This is a genomic window from Desemzia sp. C1 (genome assembly GCF_020882875.1).
GTDB classification, from domain to species: Bacteria; Bacillota; Bacilli; order Lactobacillales; family Carnobacteriaceae; genus Desemzia; species Desemzia incerta.
The window spans coordinates 1,746,904-1,769,099 of record NZ_JAJIZP010000003.1 but is presented as its reverse complement, the minus strand read 5'-3'; the positions used below and the strand labels follow the sequence as shown (position 1 = coordinate 1,769,099).

Annotated in this window: 11 protein-coding genes, 25 tRNA genes, 2 rRNA genes, 1 pseudogene and 1 riboswitch; of the genes and pseudogenes, 4 read left to right on the top strand and 35 right to left on the bottom strand. The window is 39.8% G+C overall.

The window, feature by feature from the left end:
- Position 1: 1 nt before the first annotated feature.
- Entirely contained in the window at positions 2–1,093 is a 1,092-nt protein-coding gene (locus LMF32_RS09060; RefSeq protein ID WP_188205159.1) for an ABC transporter permease, read from the bottom strand.
- 308 nt (positions 1,094–1,401) lie between these two features.
- On the opposite strand from LMF32_RS09060, the gene LMF32_RS09055 reads away from it, so the two are divergent.
- Positions 1,402–2,109 carry a Crp/Fnr family transcriptional regulator gene (locus tag LMF32_RS09055; protein WP_188205160.1) on the top strand — a complete coding sequence of 236 codons (708 nt, stop codon included), beginning with the start codon at positions 1,402–1,404 and terminating at the stop codon, positions 2,107–2,109.
- Positions 2,110–2,167: 58 nt separating this feature from the next.
- Here the strand turns inward: LMF32_RS09055 and LMF32_RS09050 are convergent, their stop codons facing one another.
- The 6 genes and pseudogenes from LMF32_RS09050 to LMF32_RS09025 form a co-directional block, all read right to left on the bottom strand.
- Positions 2,168–3,673: a YfcC family protein gene (locus LMF32_RS09050; protein ID WP_230524537.1), complete on the bottom strand. Its 1,506-nt coding sequence runs from the start codon at positions 3,671–3,673 to the stop codon at positions 2,168–2,170.
- Positions 3,674–3,885: 212 nt separating this feature from the next.
- A complete protein-coding gene (gene arcC, locus LMF32_RS09045; RefSeq protein ID WP_230524536.1) occupies positions 3,886–4,833 on the bottom strand; it encodes a carbamate kinase in 948 nt (315 codons plus the stop codon).
- A gap of 82 nt (positions 4,834–4,915) precedes the next feature.
- Positions 4,916–5,932 carry an ornithine carbamoyltransferase gene (gene argF, locus LMF32_RS09040; protein ID WP_230524535.1) on the bottom strand — a complete coding sequence of 339 codons (1,017 nt, stop codon included), beginning with the start codon at positions 5,930–5,932 and terminating at the stop codon, positions 4,916–4,918.
- A 28-nt stretch (positions 5,933–5,960) separates the two neighbouring features.
- Positions 5,961–7,292, bottom strand: a complete 1,332-nt coding sequence (locus LMF32_RS09035) for an arginine deiminase (protein WP_230524534.1) — start codon at positions 7,290–7,292, stop codon at positions 5,961–5,963.
- A gap of 462 nt (positions 7,293–7,754) precedes the next feature.
- Positions 7,755–9,212: pseudogene (gene nagE, locus LMF32_RS09030) on the bottom strand (N-acetylglucosamine-specific PTS transporter subunit IIBC); the annotation flags it as partial.
- A gap of 405 nt (positions 9,213–9,617) precedes the next feature.
- On the bottom strand, positions 9,618–12,467 hold the full coding sequence (locus LMF32_RS09025) for a LysM peptidoglycan-binding domain-containing protein (RefSeq protein WP_230524533.1): 2,850 nt from the start codon (positions 12,465–12,467) through the stop codon (positions 9,618–9,620).
- Positions 12,468–12,735: 268 nt separating this feature from the next.
- On the opposite strand from LMF32_RS09025, the gene LMF32_RS09020 reads away from it, so the two are divergent.
- Both LMF32_RS09020 and LMF32_RS09015 read left to right on the top strand, forming a co-directional pair.
- A complete protein-coding gene (locus LMF32_RS09020; protein WP_230524532.1) occupies positions 12,736–13,407 on the top strand; it encodes a phosphatase PAP2 family protein in 672 nt (223 codons plus the stop codon).
- A 15-nt stretch (positions 13,408–13,422) separates the two neighbouring features.
- Positions 13,423–13,989 (top strand): class I SAM-dependent methyltransferase, encoded by a 567-nt coding sequence (locus tag LMF32_RS09015; RefSeq protein ID WP_230524531.1) that lies wholly within the window; start codon positions 13,423–13,425, stop codon positions 13,987–13,989.
- Between the two features lie 43 nt (positions 13,990–14,032).
- Here the strand turns inward: LMF32_RS09015 and metK are convergent, their stop codons facing one another.
- The gene (gene metK, locus LMF32_RS09010; RefSeq protein ID WP_188205168.1) at positions 14,033–15,220 is read right to left on the bottom strand and encodes a methionine adenosyltransferase; all 1,188 of its coding nucleotides are present in this window, start codon (positions 15,218–15,220) and stop codon (positions 14,033–14,035) included.
- Positions 15,218–15,304: riboswitch (SMK box riboswitch) on the bottom strand. It overlaps the preceding gene by 3 nt.
- Before the next feature lie 159 nt (positions 15,305–15,463).
- Here metK and LMF32_RS09005 point away from each other — a divergent pair.
- The gene (locus tag LMF32_RS09005; RefSeq protein ID WP_230524530.1) at positions 15,464–16,267 is read left to right on the top strand and encodes a hypothetical protein; all 804 of its coding nucleotides are present in this window, start codon (positions 15,464–15,466) and stop codon (positions 16,265–16,267) included.
- Positions 16,268–16,368: 101 nt separating this feature from the next.
- Here LMF32_RS09005 and LMF32_RS09000 read toward each other — a convergent pair.
- From LMF32_RS09000 to LMF32_RS08870, 27 genes are all read right to left on the bottom strand, one after another.
- Positions 16,369–16,440: transfer RNA gene (locus tag LMF32_RS09000), tRNA-Glu, on the bottom strand.
- A gap of 29 nt (positions 16,441–16,469) precedes the next feature.
- A tRNA-Ile gene (locus LMF32_RS08995) sits at positions 16,470–16,543 on the bottom strand.
- A 17-nt stretch (positions 16,544–16,560) separates the two neighbouring features.
- Positions 16,561–16,631 (bottom strand) — tRNA-Gly (locus LMF32_RS08990).
- A 10-nt stretch (positions 16,632–16,641) separates the two neighbouring features.
- A tRNA-Phe gene (locus LMF32_RS08985) sits at positions 16,642–16,714 on the bottom strand.
- A gap of 16 nt (positions 16,715–16,730) precedes the next feature.
- Positions 16,731–16,803: transfer RNA gene (locus tag LMF32_RS08980), tRNA-Asp, on the bottom strand.
- 35 nt (positions 16,804–16,838) lie between these two features.
- Positions 16,839–16,911, bottom strand: a tRNA-Met gene (locus LMF32_RS08975).
- A gap of 36 nt (positions 16,912–16,947) precedes the next feature.
- Positions 16,948–17,037 (bottom strand) — tRNA-Ser (locus LMF32_RS08970).
- Positions 17,038–17,083: 46 nt separating this feature from the next.
- A tRNA-Glu gene (locus LMF32_RS08965) sits at positions 17,084–17,155 on the bottom strand.
- A 39-nt stretch (positions 17,156–17,194) separates the two neighbouring features.
- Positions 17,195–17,282: transfer RNA gene (locus tag LMF32_RS08960), tRNA-Ser, on the bottom strand.
- Between the two features lie 45 nt (positions 17,283–17,327).
- Positions 17,328–17,401: transfer RNA gene (locus LMF32_RS08955), tRNA-Ile, on the bottom strand.
- 8 nt (positions 17,402–17,409) lie between these two features.
- Positions 17,410–17,480 (bottom strand) — tRNA-Gly (locus tag LMF32_RS08950).
- A 5-nt stretch (positions 17,481–17,485) separates the two neighbouring features.
- Positions 17,486–17,558, bottom strand: a tRNA-Asp gene (locus LMF32_RS08945).
- Positions 17,559–17,593: 35 nt separating this feature from the next.
- Positions 17,594–17,666: transfer RNA gene (locus LMF32_RS08940), tRNA-Met, on the bottom strand.
- A gap of 35 nt (positions 17,667–17,701) precedes the next feature.
- A tRNA-Ser gene (locus LMF32_RS08935) sits at positions 17,702–17,791 on the bottom strand.
- Positions 17,792–17,826: 35 nt separating this feature from the next.
- Positions 17,827–17,900: transfer RNA gene (locus tag LMF32_RS08930), tRNA-Ile, on the bottom strand.
- A 22-nt stretch (positions 17,901–17,922) separates the two neighbouring features.
- Positions 17,923–17,996 (bottom strand) — tRNA-Met (locus tag LMF32_RS08925).
- Between the two features lie 28 nt (positions 17,997–18,024).
- Positions 18,025–18,097, bottom strand: a tRNA-Ala gene (locus tag LMF32_RS08920).
- Positions 18,098–18,107: 10 nt separating this feature from the next.
- Positions 18,108–18,181, bottom strand: a tRNA-Pro gene (locus LMF32_RS08915).
- Between the two features lie 30 nt (positions 18,182–18,211).
- Positions 18,212–18,285: transfer RNA gene (locus tag LMF32_RS08910), tRNA-Arg, on the bottom strand.
- 8 nt (positions 18,286–18,293) lie between these two features.
- Positions 18,294–18,382 (bottom strand) — tRNA-Leu (locus tag LMF32_RS08905).
- A gap of 37 nt (positions 18,383–18,419) precedes the next feature.
- Positions 18,420–18,491, bottom strand: a tRNA-Gly gene (locus LMF32_RS08900).
- Between the two features lie 3 nt (positions 18,492–18,494).
- Positions 18,495–18,570: transfer RNA gene (locus tag LMF32_RS08895), tRNA-Thr, on the bottom strand.
- A gap of 23 nt (positions 18,571–18,593) precedes the next feature.
- A tRNA-Leu gene (locus LMF32_RS08890) sits at positions 18,594–18,678 on the bottom strand.
- Positions 18,679–18,719: 41 nt separating this feature from the next.
- Positions 18,720–18,792 (bottom strand) — tRNA-Lys (locus tag LMF32_RS08885).
- Between the two features lies 1 nt (position 18,793).
- A tRNA-Val gene (locus tag LMF32_RS08880) sits at positions 18,794–18,869 on the bottom strand.
- Positions 18,870–18,880: 11 nt separating this feature from the next.
- Positions 18,881–18,996: ribosomal RNA gene (rrf, locus tag LMF32_RS08875) — 5S ribosomal RNA — on the bottom strand.
- Positions 18,997–19,076: 80 nt separating this feature from the next.
- A 23S ribosomal RNA gene (locus LMF32_RS08870) occupies positions 19,077–21,995 on the bottom strand.
- Between the last annotated feature and the right edge of the window lie 201 nt (positions 21,996–22,196).

The window sequence follows — 22,196 nt, the reverse complement described above, 5'->3', positions numbered from 1 at the left end:
TTTACCCAATTGCTTCTAATGGATCAATTTTAACAACGGTTCTAACTGAGAACAAACCGCCTAAAACAGCTACAATAACTAATAAAGCAGTAATACCTGCTAAAAATAAAACATTATTTTGATACGGAACAGTAGCCGGCAACACCAATGATGTACCTAATGTTAATAACAAACCTGTTCCTACCCCTACGACAGATAGAATAAATGTTTGAGCAATAACTGATTTAGCAATATACCCCGACGAAATACCTTGGGCTTTCATAACTCCAAATAAACTAGATTTTTGCAACGTTAATACATAGATGAAAATACCGATAACTACTGCAGCAATGACGATCAAGAATCCGATCATCAGACCAAACGTCAATACTTGTGCGCTGTATCCTGGAATTTTATAAATGTAGTCACCGATTTCATAAGGGACTAAATCGTCATTATCAATCTGTACTCCAGATAAATCTTCTTCACTATCACGCACGATTACGGCACTGATTCTTCCTTCTTCAGACTCATCTATTCTTTCAAATCTAATTTCTTGAAAAGAACCGATCGTCGTATATAAAACTGGTGCTACGTTAAATTTCGCATTTTCTGTAAATCCTGTTACGGTCAGTTCCTTATCGCTCCCAGCTAACTGAACGACGTCTCCGATTTCAATACCTTCTTCTTCATTTAAACTAATATCAGCTATGGCTTCATCGTTATTCGTAAAAGCCTCTCCTTCTATCAGTTCAGGCATGATAAATTCATCTGGATCGATTCCAAAAAAAGTGACATTGATTTTCGATGATTCTCCTGATGTCCCTTCTTTTCGAACGACTCCAGCTGTCTGTCCTAACAAAGCTGTTTCGTCTCCTGAAACATCTTCTGCCTGACCTAAAGTGATCATCGACATATTGATATTGGAATTTGATTCATCTGTCAAAACGATTCCATCAGCATCCCATTTGTCTACACTTGTTCGATTATCTTGAGCCAGTCCATATGCTAATCCCGTTAAAAAATAGACTAAGTATGAGACCAGTACCATTACTCCAATTATTAATGCAAATCTTGTTTTTGAATGTTTAATTTCTTTCCATGCTAGAAACATGCTTCCATCTCCTTCATTTTCAGCTATTACTTTACTAATTGAGTATAGCATATATTAAATCGTGTACGATGTAAATCAAGATGGCTTGAGAAGAAGTATAACAAAATGTAACGATTTGATAAGTACAGGTAATAGCCATAATGTGGTTTTATCAGCCTGCATCCTCTTCTACAGAGCAACCAGATTCCTGAAAAAACGCTACCAACTATCATATACATAGCTTTTTTATGGTATACTTAAATTGTGAATTTTTTATTATAGATATGAAAAAGTGAAATACTAGTTTCTAATTTATTGGAGGGAATAATATGTTGTCTATTCAAGATAAAAATATAAACAACTCCTTACTAAGAAAAAAAGAAGTGTTTCGAGCCTTTACAGATGATGAGTTCAATCGTATTTCGCACAGCATGCATTTTAGAAAATATAAAAAAGGGCAAGTATTGTTTGATGAAGGAGACCAACGAAATAAAGTATTCTATCTTTCAAAAGGTTTGGTCAAGCTAGAACGCTATGACGTTAGTGCTTTATATATGTATACAGACTATATCAAAGAAGATAAACTGTTTCCCTATGGAGAGCTCTTTTCAAACCCTTCCTATCGATACACAGCTTACTGCCTGACTGATGTCGAGTTGTATTATATGCCTGCGGAGCTTTTTGAGTCTGTACTTTCCGCTAATCCGAATCAAATGCTTTACTTTTATAAGAATTTATCTTCTATATTAAAAGAACATGAAGAGCGTATTCAATTTCTGGTGGGTTCTAACGCCAGCAGCCGTATTATTAAAGCTTTATCTTTTCTGATGGATGAATTAGGCGTAAACGTAGGAGCAAATCGAATTAAAGTCCATTATCCGATCACAATCTGCGAGATTGCAACAATAAGCGGCTGTTCGAGAGAAACTGTAGGAATTAAATTAAAACAATTAAAAAAAATCGGCAAACTTGAACACACTCGTAAACTATTGACGTTTAATGATGTTCTTTACTTCAAAAATTATTTAGAAGAGTAACCATAAAAGAAGCATCTAAGATTTTTCCTTAGATGCTTCTTTTGCGGTTTATTTAATTTCAACCCAATACTGCAGCGATTCCTAAGATAATACAGCTGACAATAAATATGATCCCAATTAATTTAGCTGTAAACTTCCACCATGTGGTTAGTTCTATTCCAGCAATCGCTAGAGCTCCCATAACAACACCTGAAGTTGGTGTAACTAAATTGATGATCCCACTTGCTGCTTGATAAGCTGTAATAACGACATGTTCAGGTACATCTGCAAATCCACCCAATGGTCCCATGATCCCCATCGTTGCAGCCGCTAGTCCTGAAGTAGATGGTATTAAGAAAGACATAGGAATATAGAACACATAAGTTAATATAGAAAATAAAACCGGAGAAAGATTAGATAAATTTTGCTCTCCAATATGCAAAATGGTCGCCGTTATCATCCCTTCGTTCATCACTACTTGAATTCCACGAGCTAAAGCTACTACTAGAGCTACACCTAGTAAGTCTCTTGCACCTTCAATAAAAGTAGAAACAATCTCTCCTTCAGGTATGCGATAATAAAGACCTATAATGACTGCCATTAAAAAGAACAGCATCGTGATTTCCATGAAATACCAATTGCCAAGCGGGACTAATTGTTGTCCTAACACCGTTCCGATAATTGGCAGATCCATCAACCACTGATTCATTGTTTCAAAGAATGTCCAGTTCTCATTTAACGTAGACCACGGAACCAATCCTAAAATCATGATAAAGAAAGCTAAACCAAAGAGGACCATGACTACTTTTTGTTTTGCAGACATTACTTCTTTGATATCAGCAACAGCAAACTTTTTCTGATTTTCTTTATAGTCTTTGTAGACTAAAGATTGAGAAGGGTCTTTTTGAACTTTCACCGCATAACGATAGACAAATATTGTAGCTATGGCATACATAGCGAAGAAGAATATCAACCGCCATAAAATGCCTTCTCCAGGACTTATCCCTAAAGCTTGAGAAGCAACACCTGTTGCAAAAGGATTAACAGTAGACCCCAATACTCCGACTCCAGATCCTAATAAGACTACAGAGATAGCAACTAATGTATCAAATCCTACTGCCACCATAACGGGAATGATCAAGGGATAAAATGCCATAGTTTCTTCAGCCATTCCATACGTTGTCCCGCCTAAAGCAAAAATAAACATTAATATAGGAATCAGCAATTTTTCTTTGCCTTTATAATTTTTAACTACTTGAGCGATTCCCGTATCTAATGCTCCTGTACGATTTACAACACCTAAAAATCCTCCAACTACTATAATGAATAAAGATACTTCAATTGCGCCTGGAGTTGTTTCAGTTCCAATCATCCCTTTGACGGGAGCCATAAACACATCCCACAACCCTTGAGGATTCTGCTCCGTTACTTGGTAACTTCCAGACAAAATATTTCCTGCTTCATCAACTTGGTATTCTCCGGCTGGAACGAACCAAGTTAGTATAGCAATGACCAAAATAATGAGAAACAACACTGTATAAGATGAGGGCATATTAAATCTCTTTTTCTTTTGACTTGCTTCCATGAATCATACCTCCTAATAAAATAATTAAATTACCTTATTTACTATAACACCATTAATGAAATGAACAAAACAAGAGCAACGAGCCCAGCGACGAAAGTTTTATTCTCCTTACTGGAAAAGACCGTTTTATCTAAAAGGGATCTCCACTGATTAATCATCACTGGAGATCCGAAAAAGCTTCCAGTTCATATCTAAGATTTGAGTAAACCAGCTTACTCAATTGCTGTAATAATGGTACCTCCTTCTTCTGTCAGTACTCCTTGGATATTTTCTAGTGAGGTAATAATCGCTTTTCCTTCAGGATAACCTTCAATAAATTGAATAGCAGCCTCTACTTTTGGCAGCATACTTCCTGCTTCAAATTGGTTTTCTCCAATGTACTGTTTCATTTCTTTTACAGAAACATGTTCTAATTTCTTTTGTTCAGGAGTATTGTAGTTTACAAATACATTGTCTACTCCTGTTAAAATAACCAATAAATCAGCTTTCACTAGTTCCGCAAGTTTTTGAGAAGCAAAGTCTTTATCGATAACTGCTTCAATACCTTGCACTTTGTTTTCTTTTTGGATAACAGGTATTCCTCCGCCTCCAACAGTAATTGTAACTACACCAGAATTTACTAATTGATTGATGATTTTGTGTTCTTTGATACTAATAGGTTTGGGTGAAGGGACAACCTTTCGCCATCCACGTCCTGCATCTTCTTTAAAGACTGCATTTGACCGGCTCATTTCTTTTTCAGCTTCTTCTTTTGTCAAAAAAGGACCAATTGGTTTAGTCGGTTTTTCAAATGCATGGTCATTTTCATCCACCACTACTTGAGTGACTAAAGAAACGACTTCCTTTTCTAGATGGCGTTCAGTTAATACGTTGTTCATAGCATTTTGCAGCCAATACCCAATACTTCCTTGGGTCATGGCTACACACGTATCCAGAGGCATGGCAGGATTTTTTTCACTATTAGCTGTTTCTTGCTGCAGCAATAGATTTCCTACTTGGGGACCATTTCCATGAGAGATGATAAGATCATCTCCATTTTCAATAAACTGTACCAAAAATTCTGCAGTCTGCTTTAAAGCTCGTTGCTGAGCTTCAGCACTCGCATCTTCAGATAAAATAGCATTTCCGCCAAGAGCTACGACAATTTTTCTTTTTCCCATTTTGCATTTCTCCTCTATAAAAATTTAAAATGAACAAGTAAAAGAGGCTATGAAACAGTCACAGCCTCTTTTACTCCGTATACTAAACTTTTGGAATAAACAAGTTTCCTAATGTAGCAGCCATGATCGCTTTGATTGAGTGCATCCGGTTTTCTGCTTGATCGAATTGGCGCGCATGCTTGCTGCGGAAAGCTTCATCTGTTACTTCCATTTCGCCAATACCAAATTTATCTTTTACCATTTCACCATAGTCAGTTTCTGTATCATGGAATGCTGGTAAACAGTGGAGCAATATTACATCATCTTTTCCAGTAGCTTGGATCATGTCCATATTGATTTGGTAAGGTTTCAACAAATTTACGCGTTCTTCAAATTTGTCTTCTTCTCCCATGGAGACCCAAACATCTGTGTATAATGCATCCGCATCTTTCACACCTTTTTGAACATCATCAGTGATCATTAACTGGCTGCCTGATTGGTCTGCAAAATCTTGGGCCATATCAACAATGGTTTGTTCTGGGAACAAATCTTTTGGCGACACGATACGTACATTTACACCTAAAATAGCTCCGGTGACCAATAGACTGTTCGCTACGTTATTGCGGCCATCTCCCACGTATACTAATGTGATTCCTTCTAAATGACCGAAGTTTTCTTTAATTGTCAAAAAGTCTGCAATCATTTGGGTAGGATGCCATTCGTCTGTTAATCCATTCCATACAGGGACGCCAGAATATTTAGCTAATTTTTCTACGTTTGATTGTTTAAAACCACGAAATTCAATGCCATCGAACATACTGCCTAATACTCGTGCAGTATCTTCTACAGATTCTTTTTTACCAAGCTGGATATCGTCTTTACCTAAATATTCAGGTTTGGCGCCTAAATCAACAGAAGCCACTGTAAAGGCTGCACGAGTACGAGTAGAAGATTTTTCAAATAACAAAGCAATATTTTTACCTTCTAAATAACGATGAGGAATGCCTTTTTTCTTCATTTCTTTTAAATGCTGTGAAAAATCAATCAGATACATTAGCTCTTCTTTTGTAAAATCTTTTTCTGCTAATAAACTACGGCCTTGAAATACATTTTTCATCATTTGTTTCCCCCATTAAATTAGATTGTAATCAGCTTAAATCTTCTCGTACAAGCGGCATACTCATGCAGCGTGGACCCCCACGACCTCTAGACAACTCACTTGAAGAAATTTCAATCACTTTGATTCCATGTTCTCGCAACAGTTCATTTGACATATAGTTACGGTCGTAAGTCACAACGACTCCTGGCGCGATGGCCAGCGTATTTGATCCATCATTCCATTGTTCACGAGGAGCTGCAATAGCATCTCCGCCACCGCATGGGATCAATGTCAGTTCTTCTACTCCTAAGACATCTTTTAACGATTTTTCTAAATCCGTTTCATGAGTGATTTTGACCTTACCTGGTTCATCTCCTTCTTCAATAACGTAAACATCAATCGATCCTCCGATACGTAAAATCCCTGGATGAATAGTAAATTTATCATAATCCACCATTGTAAACACTGTATCTAAGTGCATCATTGCTCGAACATTCGGGATTTTAATTGCTAATATCTTTTCAAAAGTTGATCCTTTGCTGAACAGCTCTAAAGCTAACTCTTCAATAGCTTGAGCAGAAGTTCTTTGAGAGATTCCAATTGCCAGAGTCTTCTCGTTTAAAACTAGCTCATCTCCGCCTTCCATAAAAGATGTATGGTTTCGGTCACGCCAAATTTGAACGCCAGTACCTGCAAATCGCGGGTGATTATCCATAATCACTTCCATAAATAACGATTCTCTTTGACGAGCTTCAAACATCATACGATTAATGGTTAGTCCATTCCCCATAGAAGCAGCCGGGTCTCTAGTAAAATAAAGGTTTGGCATCGGATCCATGTAGAATGGGTAATCATCATCATTAGAAACATCACTCAAATGATCAGATTCATCTTCTGTAAAATATGAACTTCCTGATCCTTTTTTCTCAACAGGCTCTCCGCCATCTTCAGCCACATCGCTTAAATGTTCTTTTTTGGTATGAACATCTTTTTTCCGGATACCTTCCATGATGGCAATAACCATTTCGTCTGTCTTCATAGCTAATAGATATCTCTTCAATCCTTCATACACACTTGGTGATTCAATATTCGATTCACTCAACATCTTTTCGACAAATGATTCCTTCACATTTCCGGCATCAATAGCCTCAGCTGCTAGTTTTTCCAAATATAGAACCTCTACACCATTGTCTTCTAGAGCTTTTGCAAATTCATCGTGTTCTTTTTGGATCACTTTTAAATAAGGAATATCATCAAATAACAATCGCTCCATAATTTCAGGAGTTAAGTTCTCTACTTCTCTTCCTGGTCTTTTCAATAAGACGGTTTTTAGTTTCCCTATCTCTGAATTTACATGAATAGGTGCTGTCTGTTTTGTCATATCATATCCTCCTCATTTATCTTTCCACACCCTTATAATAGCGGTTCCAACCTCCATAAAGGAAATGAAACGTACAAACAAAATGTCGATTTGCTCACACTATGAAAAACACTTTTTATAAATATACGTTTTAAGCATGAAAATCCATTTCTTGTTTATAATAATTGCATAAAAAATGTATTTATACAATTATTATAAACTATAAGAAATGGATAATTTTTTAATGAGAGTTTGTACAGAATTAAAAAATAAGTGTTTTATTTTGTTTAAAAGCTTAATTCCAACTGTTAGGATTTTTTATTTCTGTTTTTGCTGTGCGAAAACACCAATTGAATTTTTTATAAAACGTATTTTATTGAAAGGATTGTTGTAATGTATTTTTATGAGTTGATAGACAAAAAAGCCTTTGTAAGATTAGACTCTACTCTAACTTACAAAGGCTCTCTGTGTTGGTTATTTAGCTAATTTGCTCATTTCATCTGCCACAAATTGAACTTCTGTACCTACAATAACTTGAATGTTTCGATCACTGACTTTGTTGATACCTGCAATGCCTGCAGATTTGATTTTAGCATCATCAACAACAGTCATGTCATTGATTTCTAAACGTAAACGAGTGGCACAATTATCGATAGAAGAAACATTTTCTTTCCCGCCTAATCCAGCTAGAATCGTCTCGGCTTGTTTTCTAAAACGTTCATCTCTAGAGCTTAGTCTAGAAGAAATGCTGTCTGTTTCACTTTCTTGCATGTCTTCTGCTAATTCATCTCCACGTCCTGGAGTAGCTAAATCAAACTTAAGAATAATGAAACGGAACAAGAAATAGTAAACAGCAGCAAAAATTAATCCTTGAATCAGCAGCATATACGGCTGATTAGCCAACGGCAAATTGAATGACAATATATAATCCACTAAACCAGCTGAAAAACCGAACCCGGCTGTCCATTGGAAAGCAGCAGCCATAAATAACGAAAGACCTGTCAATACTGCATGTGTTACATACAATGCTGGAGCAGCAAACATGAATGCAAATTCTAACGGCTCAGTTACACCGGTGAAGAAAGAAGCAAATCCTGCTGCCATCATTAATGATGCTGTCGTTTTCTTTTTAGCTGTTTTAGCTGTATGATACATTGCCAAAGCTCCAGCTGGAAGACCGAACATCATAACCGGGAAAAACCCAGCTTGATACATGCCGGTAACTCCTTTTACGCCAGTACCTGCCCAAAAATTATTGATATCTGCAATACCAGCTACATCAAACCAGAATACAGAATTTAGTGCATGATGCAATCCTGTAGGAATCAGCAGACGATTGAACAAACCATATAGTCCCGCTCCTGCTGCTCCTAAACCACTGATTGTCGTACCAAAAGTAACTAATGAATTATAAACTGGCGGCCATACAAATAACAGCGCCATAGATACCAGCATCATAACAAATGAGGTTACGATTGGCACTAACCGCTTCCCGCTGAAGAAAGCTAATGCTTGAGGTAATTTGACATTGTAGAAGCGATTATACAATGCTCCTGCGATCAATCCAGATAAAATCCCAATGAATTGCGTCTCGATACTTTTAAATGCTAAATCAACTTCTTCAATAGGAATACTTTGCAGCATAGCCACAGACTTAGGATCCAGCAACACCGTAACGATTTGCCAAGCAACTAGTCCACTTAACGCTGCTGCTCCATCTTTATCTTTAGACATTCCTAATGCGACTCCTACTGCAAATAAAACTCCCATATGATCAATAAGTGCACTACCCGATTTGATCAGAAAAGCAGCAATCACGCTGTCTCCGCCCCAACCAGATGGATCTATGTAATATCCAATACCCATTAATATTGCTGCTGCAGGTAATACAGCAACTGGCAACATCAATGATCTGCCTAATCTTTGTAAGTAAGCCTTCATTTTTTTCCTCCAATATGTTCTAACCTAAGTGACCGGTGACTGTTTTTTTCTTCGCTCCTTTTGTGTAGTAAAGTAAATCACTTTCAAAAAATAAAATCGATGAATAAGTTCTTTTTCACGAGTATTAAATCTAGCAATAAATGCACTAATAACATTTGATTCATGTGATCACTTTCTAAATGAAATCATACCAATCCAGCAGATTAATGTCAATCCAATGTTCTGCTGTTGAATACGTATTCGAATAAACCCGACACCTAGGTTTTTCTGGGTCACTTCATGTGATACAGTTATGTAGTAAGCGTTTTATTTTAATGTATACCAATTAAAAAAACAGCAAGGTCACATCTTTTAGACATGAACTTGCTGCTGTGTATTTGCTGATTGGTATTTTCGAAATTGTGTTTACTTCACGGTTAATTGTTGCCCTACAAATATCAAGTCTGAGCTTAAGTTGTTCCATTGTTTTAATTGAGCAATAGAAACTTTATTAGCTAAAGCAATGCCTGATAGCGTATCTCCACTTGTTACTGTATATTTGCTGTTTGAAGCAACAGGTTTAACAGTTGTAGACGTTCCTACTTTAACCGCTAATTTTTGACCTACATAAATCGTATCGGAACTTAATTTATTCCATGATTTCAAATCTGAAACCGAAACACTGTATTTATTAGCAATTGCTGTTAATGTGTCACCACTTTTGACAGTGTAATTGACATCCAGATTGCTGACAACTGTTTCTTGTTTTGGAGCAGGAGCCGTTGAGTTAGAAGATGCTGTTCCTTGAATCGTTAACTTTTGCCCCACATAAATGGTATCCGATGACAATTTGTTCAACGATTTCAAATTAGCTACTGTAGTATTGTGTTTTCTGGCAATACCTGACAATGTGTCTCCAGATTTGACTGCATAGCTGCTTGTCCCAGTGTTAGAACCAGTACTTGGAGCTGAAGGTTTTACGGTTTCTTCTTTAACCGCTCCGCTAACAGTTAGCTTCTGACCTACATAAATCGTATCGGATGACAGCTTGTTCAATGATTTCAAGTTCACTACAGTAGTATTGTATTTTCTTGCAATACCTGACAACGTGTCTCCAGATTTAACTGCATAGCTGCTTGTTCCAGTATTAGACCCAGTACCCGTAGATGGTGCTGGTTTAGTTTCTGTATTAGCTGTACCTTTAATTACTAACTTTTGACCCACATAAATAGTGTCAGATTTTAAGTTATTCACCGATTTTAAATTAGCTACTGTTGTTCCATATTGCTTAGCCAATCCAGACAATATATTTCCAGCTTTAACTGTGTGTTGAGTAGCGGTTGATCCAGTATTGTTTGAAGGAGTTCCTGCAGAAGGTTTTGTCTCTTCTTTAACCTGACCACTAACAGCTAATTTTTGACCGACATAAATTGTATCAGATGATAATTTGTTCAACGATTTCAAATTAGCTACTGTAGTGCTGTATGTTCTTGCAATGCCTGACAGCGTATCTCCAGATTTAACCGTATAGCTGCTTGAAGTATTCGAACCTGTGTTAGAGCCGTTTCCTCCAGTTGAAGGTTTAATTTCTTCTTTAACAGCTCCATTTACAGCAAGTTTTTGGCCTACATAAATCGTATCGGATTTTAAATTATTCAACGATTTTAATTTCGCTACAGTTGTGTTGTATCTTCTTGCAATCGCTGATAATGTATCTCCAGATTTAACAGTATACTGACTCGTATTCTCTGTATTATTATTGCCGTTATCAACCGGTTTTTGTGTTTCTGGAATCGAAGGAGCAGGAGTGTTTCCATTTGAACCTCCAGATTGCTTCACATCAAAACGAGTTAAATTGTATTCGTTGATCAAATTGTTTAATTTTGCTGCATACGTTGGATCTGTTGCGTAACGACCTTCTAACCAAGCTGTAGCTTCGTAAACATTAGAAGTATTGCTGACCCAAGCTCCAGCATAAAATTCGGGATTCCATGAAGTTCCTCTTTTTAGTAAGTTTGCATTATCTTGGAAAGATTCAGCATATGAAGGATACTTTTTAAAGTTTTGCGGAATGTTGATCCAGCCTGTACTCGTTGAGTATTCTTTTGTGTACATCGTAACGGACTCGCCATTATATGAACCTTTGATACCAAACAAGTTGTGATTTGGCGATTTAGCAAGAGCACTTCCTCCCCAACCACTTTCCAATCCTGATTGAGCAATCATTACAGATGCATATAAATTGTTTTTCGCTGCTATTTCACTTGCAAAAGAAGCTACCGTTTCAATGAATTGTGCCGGTGTTTGAGATTTATTGATATCTTTTAATTCTTCTTTAGGAGCAGATGAAGCTTGTTGGTTAACAGTTAATGTTTGTCCGACACGAATAACATTTTTATCAGAAATATTGTTCCACTTTATAAGATCATTTACATTTACACCATATTGTTTAGAGATCTTGTTTAAAGTATCTCCGCTTTTAACGACATGAACAACTGGCGCAGCTTTTTTAGCAGCAGTCGTCGTTACAGCTTTTTCTTCTTTCACATCTGTTGATGTAGTTGCCACCATCATTCTGGCTTTAGAAGGTGCTGGTGTATTTTGCTCAGTTTTCACGACTGTTTCTTTTACAGGAGCTGATTTAACCTCTTCGGCAGCCTTATCCTCTACAACTTTTGTAGATTCTTCTACTTCAGCAGGTTCTTTTGCTTCACCATTAATATCTACAGCTTCATTAGCAGGTATTTCAGTTACGACTTCCTTATCTGTTTCTGCTGGAGCTTCCTGCTCAAATGCTGGTTCAATTTCATTTTTTTCTGTAGCGTTGTCAGTCTCTGTTGCAGTATTTACAGCTTCCTCTAATAATTGATCCACTTCTTCAATTGATAATTTTTCAAAATCAATCGAGTTAAAAATTTCTGGAGTCACTAACTTTTTCAATTCTACTAATAATTGCTCTTTTGCAGTTTCTTGGTCTTCTAACGGGCTTTCGACAGCTACTGTTGCAGTTTCACTAGTTTCTGTTTCAACAGCCACTTCATTGCCTTCAGCAACGGTGTTGTTTTGTTCTACTTCAATAGTGTCTGTTTTACTGTTATCAGCTTCGGTTCCATTAGCTTCAACAGCTTCAGTATATGTAGGAAATGCTAGTAAACCTAGTAATAAAGACGTGCTAAACAGTGCAGTGCCTTTTTTTAATCGGGCATTAGAACACAGATTCTTTTGCATTGTTTTTTCTTTTTCTACTAAGAAAATTCTTTCTTTTCTAGTTATCACCAAAGTAGGTCCCTCCTATGAATAAATCCTTCAACATTTTACGATAGATAATCTAATTATAACGGTAATCTTTTATAAATGAACCCTAAAAAAATAGTTTTGTTAAACTTAACATTTGTCACACGAATGTAATTTTACAAATAAACATCTGGCTCTATTATAACTGAAATTTCACTCTTATTTTGTATATAAAATAAGAACTTTTAGTGAAGTGTTTATTCAAAATTATGATAAACTAAATGGAGTATATTCAGAAAGCAGGTAACTTATGACATCTACTAAATCATCTACATTTATGAAGCGTTATCCTTGGTATGTTTGGAGTTTGATTTTAGCGCTCCCTTTTATTTTAATTGTTTTAAGCGGTTCAATAAGCGAGGAGATTATTCAATTTATCGATCGCAGCATTGGTCAACCTATCTTATCTTTGAGAAACCCAACACTGACTCCTTTTTTTATTTTTCTAACTGACTTGGGAGGAACCATTTTTTTAGGCCTCTTCGTCCTTTTGACAGCTGTTTTGTGTGCTTGGAGATACAAAAATCGTTCAGCAGCTTTATGGTTAGTTGTACAATCTGTTCTGGGAGCAGGCCTACTGAATCAACTCTTAAAAGTGATTTTTCAACGTGCTCGGCCTGTTATTGAACATTTGGTGGAACAAGGGGGACTCTCCTTCCCGAGTGGGCACTCAATGGGGTCTATGATTTGTTATGGTGGGATTTTATTTCTGCTTACTAAAATTATTCGTCAAAAAAAACTGCGTATTGGTTTATTTATTTTTGCAGCGGTTCTTATCTTGCTTATTGGAATAAGTCGCATCTATCTTGGTGTACATTTTGCAACAGATGTTATCGGAGGTTTTTCAGCCGGTGCTGCCTGGTTGAGCTTTACGATTGGAACATACCCTAAGTGGAAGACTGTTATAAGTCGAAGTAAATAAAAGGAGTGTTCATAAGTGCTTGAAAATGCTTTACGATTCAGCCATACATTATTGAAAAATACTATCAGTCAAGGAGATATCGTGGTAGACGCTACTGTAGGAAATGGATCAGATACCGTCCTACTAGCTAAATTGGTCGGAACTAACGGTAAGGTCTACGGATTCGATGTCCAAAAAAAAGCCATAGAAACGACTAAAGAAAAATTGATTTATACAAATTTACATCAGCAAGTGGAGTTATACCAACAAGGTCATGAAACACTAGGTGAAATCATTGACCCCAAAACTCCCGTCTCTGGAGCTATATTCAACTTAGGCTATTTACCTAAAAGCGATAAATCGATCATTACTAGAAGTTCAACGACACTAAAAGCTATTTCTACTCTCCTACCGTTGCTAAGAAAAGGTTCCTTATTGATTATTGTTGTCTATTATGGTCACGAAGGCGGAGAAGAAGAAAAAGATGCTGTACTTGAATACGTTTCGCAATTGCCTCAAAAAGAATACAGTACATTGAAATATGGGTTTATAAATCAAAAAAATTACCCGCCATTTTTGTTGGCTGTTGAAAAACTAGTTTAAGAGGCAAAATAAAAAAGAGATGGAATATCCATCTCTTTTTTATTTAACTTAATAATTCTTTTAATACATCTACTTTATCCGTCTTTTCCCAAGGCAGTTCAATATCTGTTCTGCCAAAATGACCGTAAGCTGCAGTTTGCTTGTAGATAGGTCTTTGCAAATCAAGCATTTGAATAATACCTGCAGGTCTCAAGTCGAAATTAGAACGAACAGCTTCAATCAATTTAGCTTCTGAAACTTTACCCGTTTCAAATGTATCAATCGAAATAGAAACGGGTTGAGCTACACCAATAGCATAAGCTAATTGCACTTCACATTTATCTGCTAAACCAGCAGCAACGATGTTCTTCGCAATGTATCGTGCAGCATAACTTGCTGAACGGTCAACTTTTGTAGGATCTTTTCCAGAGAAAGCTCCTCCACCATGACGAGCGTATCCACCGTAAGTATCTACAATAATTTTACGTCCTGTCAACCCAGCGTCACCTTGTGGTCCACCAATAACGAATCGACCCGTTGGATTAATAAAGTATTTTGTTTCTGCATCCAACAATTCAGCAGGAATTTCTTGTTTGATCACTTTTTCAATCATATCTTGCTTTAGCTCTTCATAAGCCACTTCTGGAGCATGTTGGGTACTAATAACCACAGTATCCACTCGAACTGGTTTCCCTGCTTCATCATACTCTACAGTAACCTGTGCTTTAGCGTCAGGTCGTAAGTAAGATATCTCATTCTCTTTACGTAAAGCTGCAATTTTTCTTGTTAAACGATGACTTAACGAAATAGGCAACGGCATCAATTCTGGTGTTTCGTTGATAGCAAAACCAAACATCAATCCTTGATCTCCAGCTCCTATTTGACTTAACTCATCATCATTCAATTCTCTAGATTCAACTGAATCATTGACCCCTTGAGCAATATCTCCCGATTGTTCATCTATTGCGACAAGTACACCACATGTTTCTGCATCAAATCCATATTTTGCTCTTGTGTATCCAATATCTCGAACGGTATCACGAACGATTTTTTGAATATCTACATAAGCAGTAGTTGAAATTTCTCCTGCTACTAAAACTAAACCAGTTGTGACTATTGTCTCACAAGCTACACGAGCTGTTGAATCTTTTTCTAAAATGGCATCAAGAATTGCGTCGCTTATTTGATCCGCAATCTTATCCGGATGTCCTTCTGATACGGACTCGGATGTAAATAATTTTCTTTCTGACATTAGATATCCCCCTTTGTTTTTTCGGTTACAAGGCTTCTCCACTATTCAAAGTGAATCCTATCGGGAATCCTTTTGCAAACCTTATACAGTTTATCACAATTAGATACAAAATGATACGTCAATTGGTCTATGAAAAACTTTTTATTTATCCATTGTATTTTTTTGGTATGATAGATAAGAAAATGATCCACTGCACTCATTACCTATTTGAATATAATGTTACCTCAAGAAAGGAGCTTCTCAGTGACACAAACTTTTAAACACTTTATTGAGCAATTTTTATACAATCCTATTGTACTGGTTTTTCTTAGACCACTTAGTTATTTAATAATAGGAACAGTATATGCCTTACAATATAACACTTTTAATCGCTCCGTTTTTTTCCTGTTATACCTATACTTATTTACGAACTACTATATTGAGTCGTATTTGTCCAAACATGAACTGTTTGCTAAGAGCACTCTCACTCTTCCATTTATCCTGTTAGAAATCATTAATCTTGTGCTGATTAGTACACTTGCTGTATCAACGAATTACTTAGTAGCATTGTTAACTATTCTCTATAGTCTAATCATGCACTTCCAGCATTATCTTAAAAGTATAGGGTGGTCCAATTTGACCATTTTAGTTGTCAGTTTTTTTAAAGGCGGAATCATTACCTACTTGAGTTTCTTTACTCAAGTTCACTTTTTACCGCTGGAGTTATTAAAATGGAGCATTCCATTGGTCCTGGTCAATATTTTGGTAGAGATGCATACGTATTACCTGCAAACAACTGTCCAGCAACCTATATTGAAAAAAGATTTCCTTTTAAAGACACTTATCCTGATTACACTTATTTATCTGACAACTATCTTTTTACTCGCCAGCACTTTTGGTTACTTGTTAGTATTGTTCCTATTCACTGTTCCATTTATTCTTCATTTTATAAATATGATCCATCGTAAAAAAGAAAAAAAACTGTGCTTAAAAACACTGTTCCTTTATCAAATGACTTATCTATTTGTCTTTACTCTTATTGAAACCATTTCTTTTTACCTACTATAATGTGCAGCAAAAAGCATCCTCATAAAAAGGATGCTTTTGTTTGTTCCATTCAAAATAAAAAAACTGACGGCGTCATTATGACGTCGTCAGCTTTTATCGCATGACCCGTACGGGATTCGAACCCGTGTTACCGCCGTGAAAGGGCGGTGTCTTAACCGCTTGACCAACGGGCCTTAATTAATTATTTTTAACCATAAGGTAATGGGCCTAAATGGACTCGAACCATCGACCTCACGCTTATCAGGCGTGCGCTCTAACCAGCTGAGCTATAGGCCCTGAAGACATAAAAAAAGAGCGGGTGAGGAGAATCGAACTCCCATCATCAGCTTGGAAGGCTGAGGTTTTACCACTAAACTACACCCGCATTTTAGTTATGGCCCGGGACAGAGTCGAACTGCCGACACCTTGAGCTTCAATCAAGTGCTCTACCAACTGAGCTACCGGGCCTTATATTCAGTTAAAACGGTCTCGACGGGAATCGAACCCGCGATCTTCTGCGTGACAGGCAGACATGTTAACCCCTACACCACGAGACCTTTGTTGCTGTTTCTATTGCTTATAGAGCAATATATTGCGGGGACAGGACTTGAACCTGTGACCTTCGGGTTATGAGCCCGACGAGCTGCCAACTGCTCCACCCCGCGATAATATAAATGTTTCTGCCCACAAAAAGTGAGTTAAGGAGGATAAGGGATTCGAACCCTTGCGTGCTTTTACACACCTGACGGTTTTCAAGACCGTTCCCTTCAGCCGGACTTGGGTAATCCTCCGGTATAACAATTAATCTATTTGATTTGATAAGGTAATGAAACCTTATGACCCGTACGGGATTCGAACCCGTGTTACCGCCGTGAAAGGGCGGTGTCTTAACCGCTTGACCAACGGGCCTTTAATTCTTATCATATTATGGAATGGTGCTAAAACTTACGGAGAAGGAGGGATTTGAACCCTCGCGCCGCGTTAGCGACCTACACCCTTAGCAGGGGCGCCTCTTCAGCCACTTGAGTACTTCCCCAAACCACATATATGCTGTTATACATCCAAGAAAAACTTGGTGCAATGGGCCTAAATGGACTCGAACCATCGACCTCACGCTTATCAGGCGTGCGCTCTAACCAGCTGAGCTATAGGCCCATAAAAAAAGCGGGTGAGGAGAATCGAACTCCCATCATCAGCTTGGAAGGCTGAGGTTTTACCACTAAACTACACCCGCATAAACGGTCTCGACGGGAATCGAACCCGCGATCTTCTGCGTGACAGGCAGACATGTTAACCCCTACACCACGAGACCATTGTTGCTATTTCTATTGCTTATAGAGCAATATATTGCGGGGACAGGACTTGAACCTGTGACCTTCGGGTTATGAGCCCGACGAGCTGCCAACTGCTCCACCCCGCGATAATATAAATGTTTCTGCCCACAAAAGTGAGTTAAGGAGGATAAGGGATTCGAACCCTTGCGTGCTTTTACACACCTGACGGTTTTCAAGACCGTTCCCTTCAGCCGGACTTGGGTAATCCTCCATAGTTACAAGGAAAATCTAATCAAAAGATCAAAGTGGACCTTGTAGGACTCGAACCTACGACCGGACGGTTATGAGCCGTCTGCTCTAACCAACTGAGCTAAAGGTCCAAGTTCTTTTATTCAATTAAAGTAGCGGCGGAGGGGATCGAACCCACGACCTCCCGGGTATGAACCGGACGCTCTAGCCATCTGAGCTACACCGCCATAATTAAATTAAGAAAGCTTGTTACAATGGAGCCTAGCGGGATCGAACCGCTGACCTCCTGCGTGCAAGGCAGGCGCTCTCCCAGCTGAGCTAAGGCCCCTAGAAAGAAATCGGGAATACAGGATTCGAACCTGCGACCCCTTGGTCCCAAACCAAGTGCTCTACCAAGCTGAGCTAATTCCCGTATACTTTTTGCAACACTCTATAAAAGAGATGCACCCAGCAAGAGTCGAACTTGCAACCGCTTGATTCGTAGTCAAGTACTCTATCCAATTGAGCTATGGGTGCAAAATAAATGGTGCCGAGGGCCGGAATCGAACCGGCACGGATATCACTACCCGCAGGATTTTAAGTCCTGTGCGTCTACCTGTTCCGCCACCCCGGCTTTAATGAACAAGTTATTGTTTCTAGCATAACTAGAAAGCGGAAAACGGGGTTCGAACCCGCGACCCCCACCTTGGCAAGGTGGTGCTCTACCACTGAGCTATTTCCGCAAATGGTGCCGGCTAAAGGATTTGAACCCTCGACCCTCTGATTACAAATCAGATGCTCTACCAACTGAGCTAAGCCGGCTGATGTTACAACCAATAAAAATATGGTGCGGGTGAAGGGACTTGAACCCCCACGCCTCGCGGCGCTAGATCCTAAATCTAGTGCGTCTGCCAATTCCGCCACACCCGCATATCTTAAATTAGGCAACATACTAGCTGATACAACTAGTATGAGTCATGCAGGATTCGAACCTGCGACCCTCTGATTAAAAGTCAGATGCTCTACCAACTGAGCTAATGACTCATGGTGGAGGTTAACGGGCTCGAACCGCTGACCCTCTGCTTGTAAGGCAGATGCTCTCCCAACTGAGCTAAACCTCCAAAAAAACTATGCGTGGCAACGTCCTAGTCTCACAAGGGGAAACCCCTCACTACCTTCGGCGCTAAGAAGCTTAACTTCTGTGTTCGGCATGGGAACAGGTGTGACCTTCTTGCCATCATCACCACACATATTGAGAACCTTGCGCTCTCAAAACTGGATTTGTCTAATATCGCATTCGTTCGGATCCGTTGAATCCACCTAAAATCTTGGTTAAGTCCTCGACCGATTAGTATTGGTCCGCTCCGCCTATCACTAGACTTCCACTTCCAACCTATCTACCTGATCATCTCTCAGGGGTCTTACTCACTTACGTGATGGGAAATCTCATCTTGAGGGGGGCTTCACGCTTAGATGCTTTCAGCGTTTATCCCTTCCACACATAGCTACCCAGCGATGCTCTTGGCAGAACAACTGGTACACCAGCGGTGTGTCCATCCCGGTCCTCTCGTACTAAGGACAGCTCCTCTCAAATTTCCTACGCCCGCGACGGATAGGGACCGAACTGTCTCACGACGTTCTGAACCCAGCTCGCGTACCGCTTTAATGGGCGAACAGCCCAACCCTTGGGACCGACTACAGCCCCAGGATGCGATGAGCCGACATCGAGGTGCCAAACCTCCCCGTCGATGTGGACTCTTGGGGGAGATAAGCCTGTTATCCCCAGGGTAGCTTTTATCCGTTGAGCGATGGCCCTTCCATGCGGAACCACCGGATCACTAAGCCCGACTTTCGTCCCTGCTCGACTTGTAGGTCTCGCAGTCAAGCTCCCTTCTGCCTTTACACTCTACGAATGATTTCCAACCATTCTGAGGGAACCTTTGGGCGCCTCCGTTACATTTTAGGAGGCGACCGCCCCAGTCAAACTGCCCGTCTGACACTGTCTCCCGACCAGATCATGGTCGAGGGTTAGAGTGGCCATACAGCAAGGGTAGTATCCCACCAATGCCTCCACCAAGACTGGCGTCCTGGCTTCAATAGCTCCTACCTATCCTGTACAAGCTGTACAGACACTCAATATCAAACTGCAGTAAAGCTCCATGGGGTCTTTCCGTCCTGTCGCGGGTAACCTGCATCTTCACAGGTACTATAATTTCACCGAGTCTCTCGTTGAGACAGTGCCCAAATCGTTACGCCTTTCGTGCGGGTCGGAACTTACCCGACAAGGAATTTCGCTACCTTAGGACCGTTATAGTTACGGCCGCCGTTTACTGGGGCTTCAATTCTGAGCTTCGCCGAAGCTAACCCATCCTCTTAACCTTCCAGCACCGGGCAGGCGTCAGCCCCTATACGTCATCTTTCGATTTAGCAGAGACCTGTGTTTTTGATAAACAGTCGCTTGGGCCTATTCACTGCGGCTGACCAATGGTCAGCACCCCTTCTCCCGAAGTTACGGGGTCATTTTGCCGAGTTCCTTAACGAGAGTTCTCTCGCACACCTTAGGATTCTCTCCTCGACTACCTGTGTCGGTTTGCGGTACGGGCTGTTTGTTTCTCACTAGAAGCTTTTCTTGACAGTGTGACATCAGAAACTTCGGTACTTAATTTCCCTCCCCATCACAACTCATCCTTAGAGAAGCAAGCATTTCACTCACTTCAAGACTCATTGCTTGGACGTGCATATCCAGCAGCACGCATTTCTTAGCCTCCTGTGTCCCTCCATTGCTCAAACAAAACAAACAGGTACAGGAATATCAACCTGTTGGCCATCGCCTACGCCATTCGGCCTCAGCTTAGGTCCCGACTAACCCTGGGAGGACGAGCCTTCCCCAGGAAACCTTAGTCATTCGGTGGACGGGATTCTCACCCGTCTTTCGCTACTCATACCGGCATTCTCACTTCTAAGCGCTCCACTAGTCCTCACGATCTAGCTTCAACGCCCTTAGAACGCTCTCCTACCATAGAACCAATGGTTCTATCCACAGTTTCGGTGTTATGTTTAGCCCCGGTAAATTTTCGGCGCAGGGTCACTCGACTAGTGAGCTATTACGCACTCTTTAAATGATGGCTGCTTCTAAGCCAACATCCTAGTTGTCTAAGCAACCCCACATCCTTTTCCACTTAACATAAACTTCGGGACCTTAACTGGTGGTCTGGGCTGTTTCCCTTTCGACTACGGATCTTATCACTCGCAGTCTGACTCCCGGACATGAATCAATGGCATTCGGAGTTTATCAGAATTCGGTACCCCGATAAGGGGCCCTAGTTCAAACAGTTGCTCTACCTCCATGATTCTACATTCCGAGGCTAGCCCTAAAGCTATTTCGGAGAGAACCAGCTATCTCCAAGTTCGATTGGAATTTCTCCGCTACCCACACCTCATCCCCGTACTTTTCAACGTACGTGGGTTCGGTCCTCCAGTGCGTTTTACCACACCTTCAACCTGGACATGGGTAGATCACTTGGTTTCGGGTCTACGACCACATACTCATTCGCCCTATTCAGACTCGCTTTCGCTACGGCTCCGTCTATTCAACTTAACCTCGCATGTAATCGTAACTCGCCGGTTCATTCTACAAAAGGCACGCTATCACCCATTAACGGGCTCTAACTATTTGTAAGCACACGGTTTCAGGTGCTATTTCACTCCCCTTCCGGGGTTCTTTTCACCTTTCCCTAACGGTACTGGTTCACTATCGGTCACTAGAGAGTATTTAGCCTTGGGAGATGGTCCTCCCGGATTCCGACGGAATTTCTCGTGTTCCGCCGTACTCAGGATACTGATCAGAGTGAACGTCGTTTCGAATACAGGGCTTTTACCTTCTTCGGCAGTCCTTTCCAGGACGCTTCTTCTACGACGTTCATTTATGACTCTATGTGTTCAGTCCTACAACCCCAGAAAGCAAGCTTTCTGGTTTGGGCTCTTCCCGTTTCGCTCGCCGCTACTCAGGGAATCGAATTTTCTTTCTCTTCCTGCAGGTACTTAGATGTTTCAGTTCTCTGCGTCTACCTCTACTGACCTATGTATTCAGTCAGCAGTAACATCCTATTAAAGATGCTGGGTTCCCCCATTCGGAAATCTCTGGATCAAAGCTTACTTACAGCTCCCCAAAGCATATCGGAGTTCGTCCCGTCCTTCATCGGCTTCTAGTGCCAAGGCATCCACCGTGCGCCCTTAGTAACTTAACCTATCATTACTAAATTGGTATTACTTGTTTTATCTTACGATAAGAACATTAAAAAACTCATTTAAAACGCGGTGTTTTCTCGGTTTTCTTACTTAAATGTTTCTATTAGACAATATCCAGTTTTCAAAGAACAAAGTTCTGAGAGACTAAACCTCTCAAAACTAAACAAAGTAAAAGCGAACCGTGTAAAGTTCCGTTATAT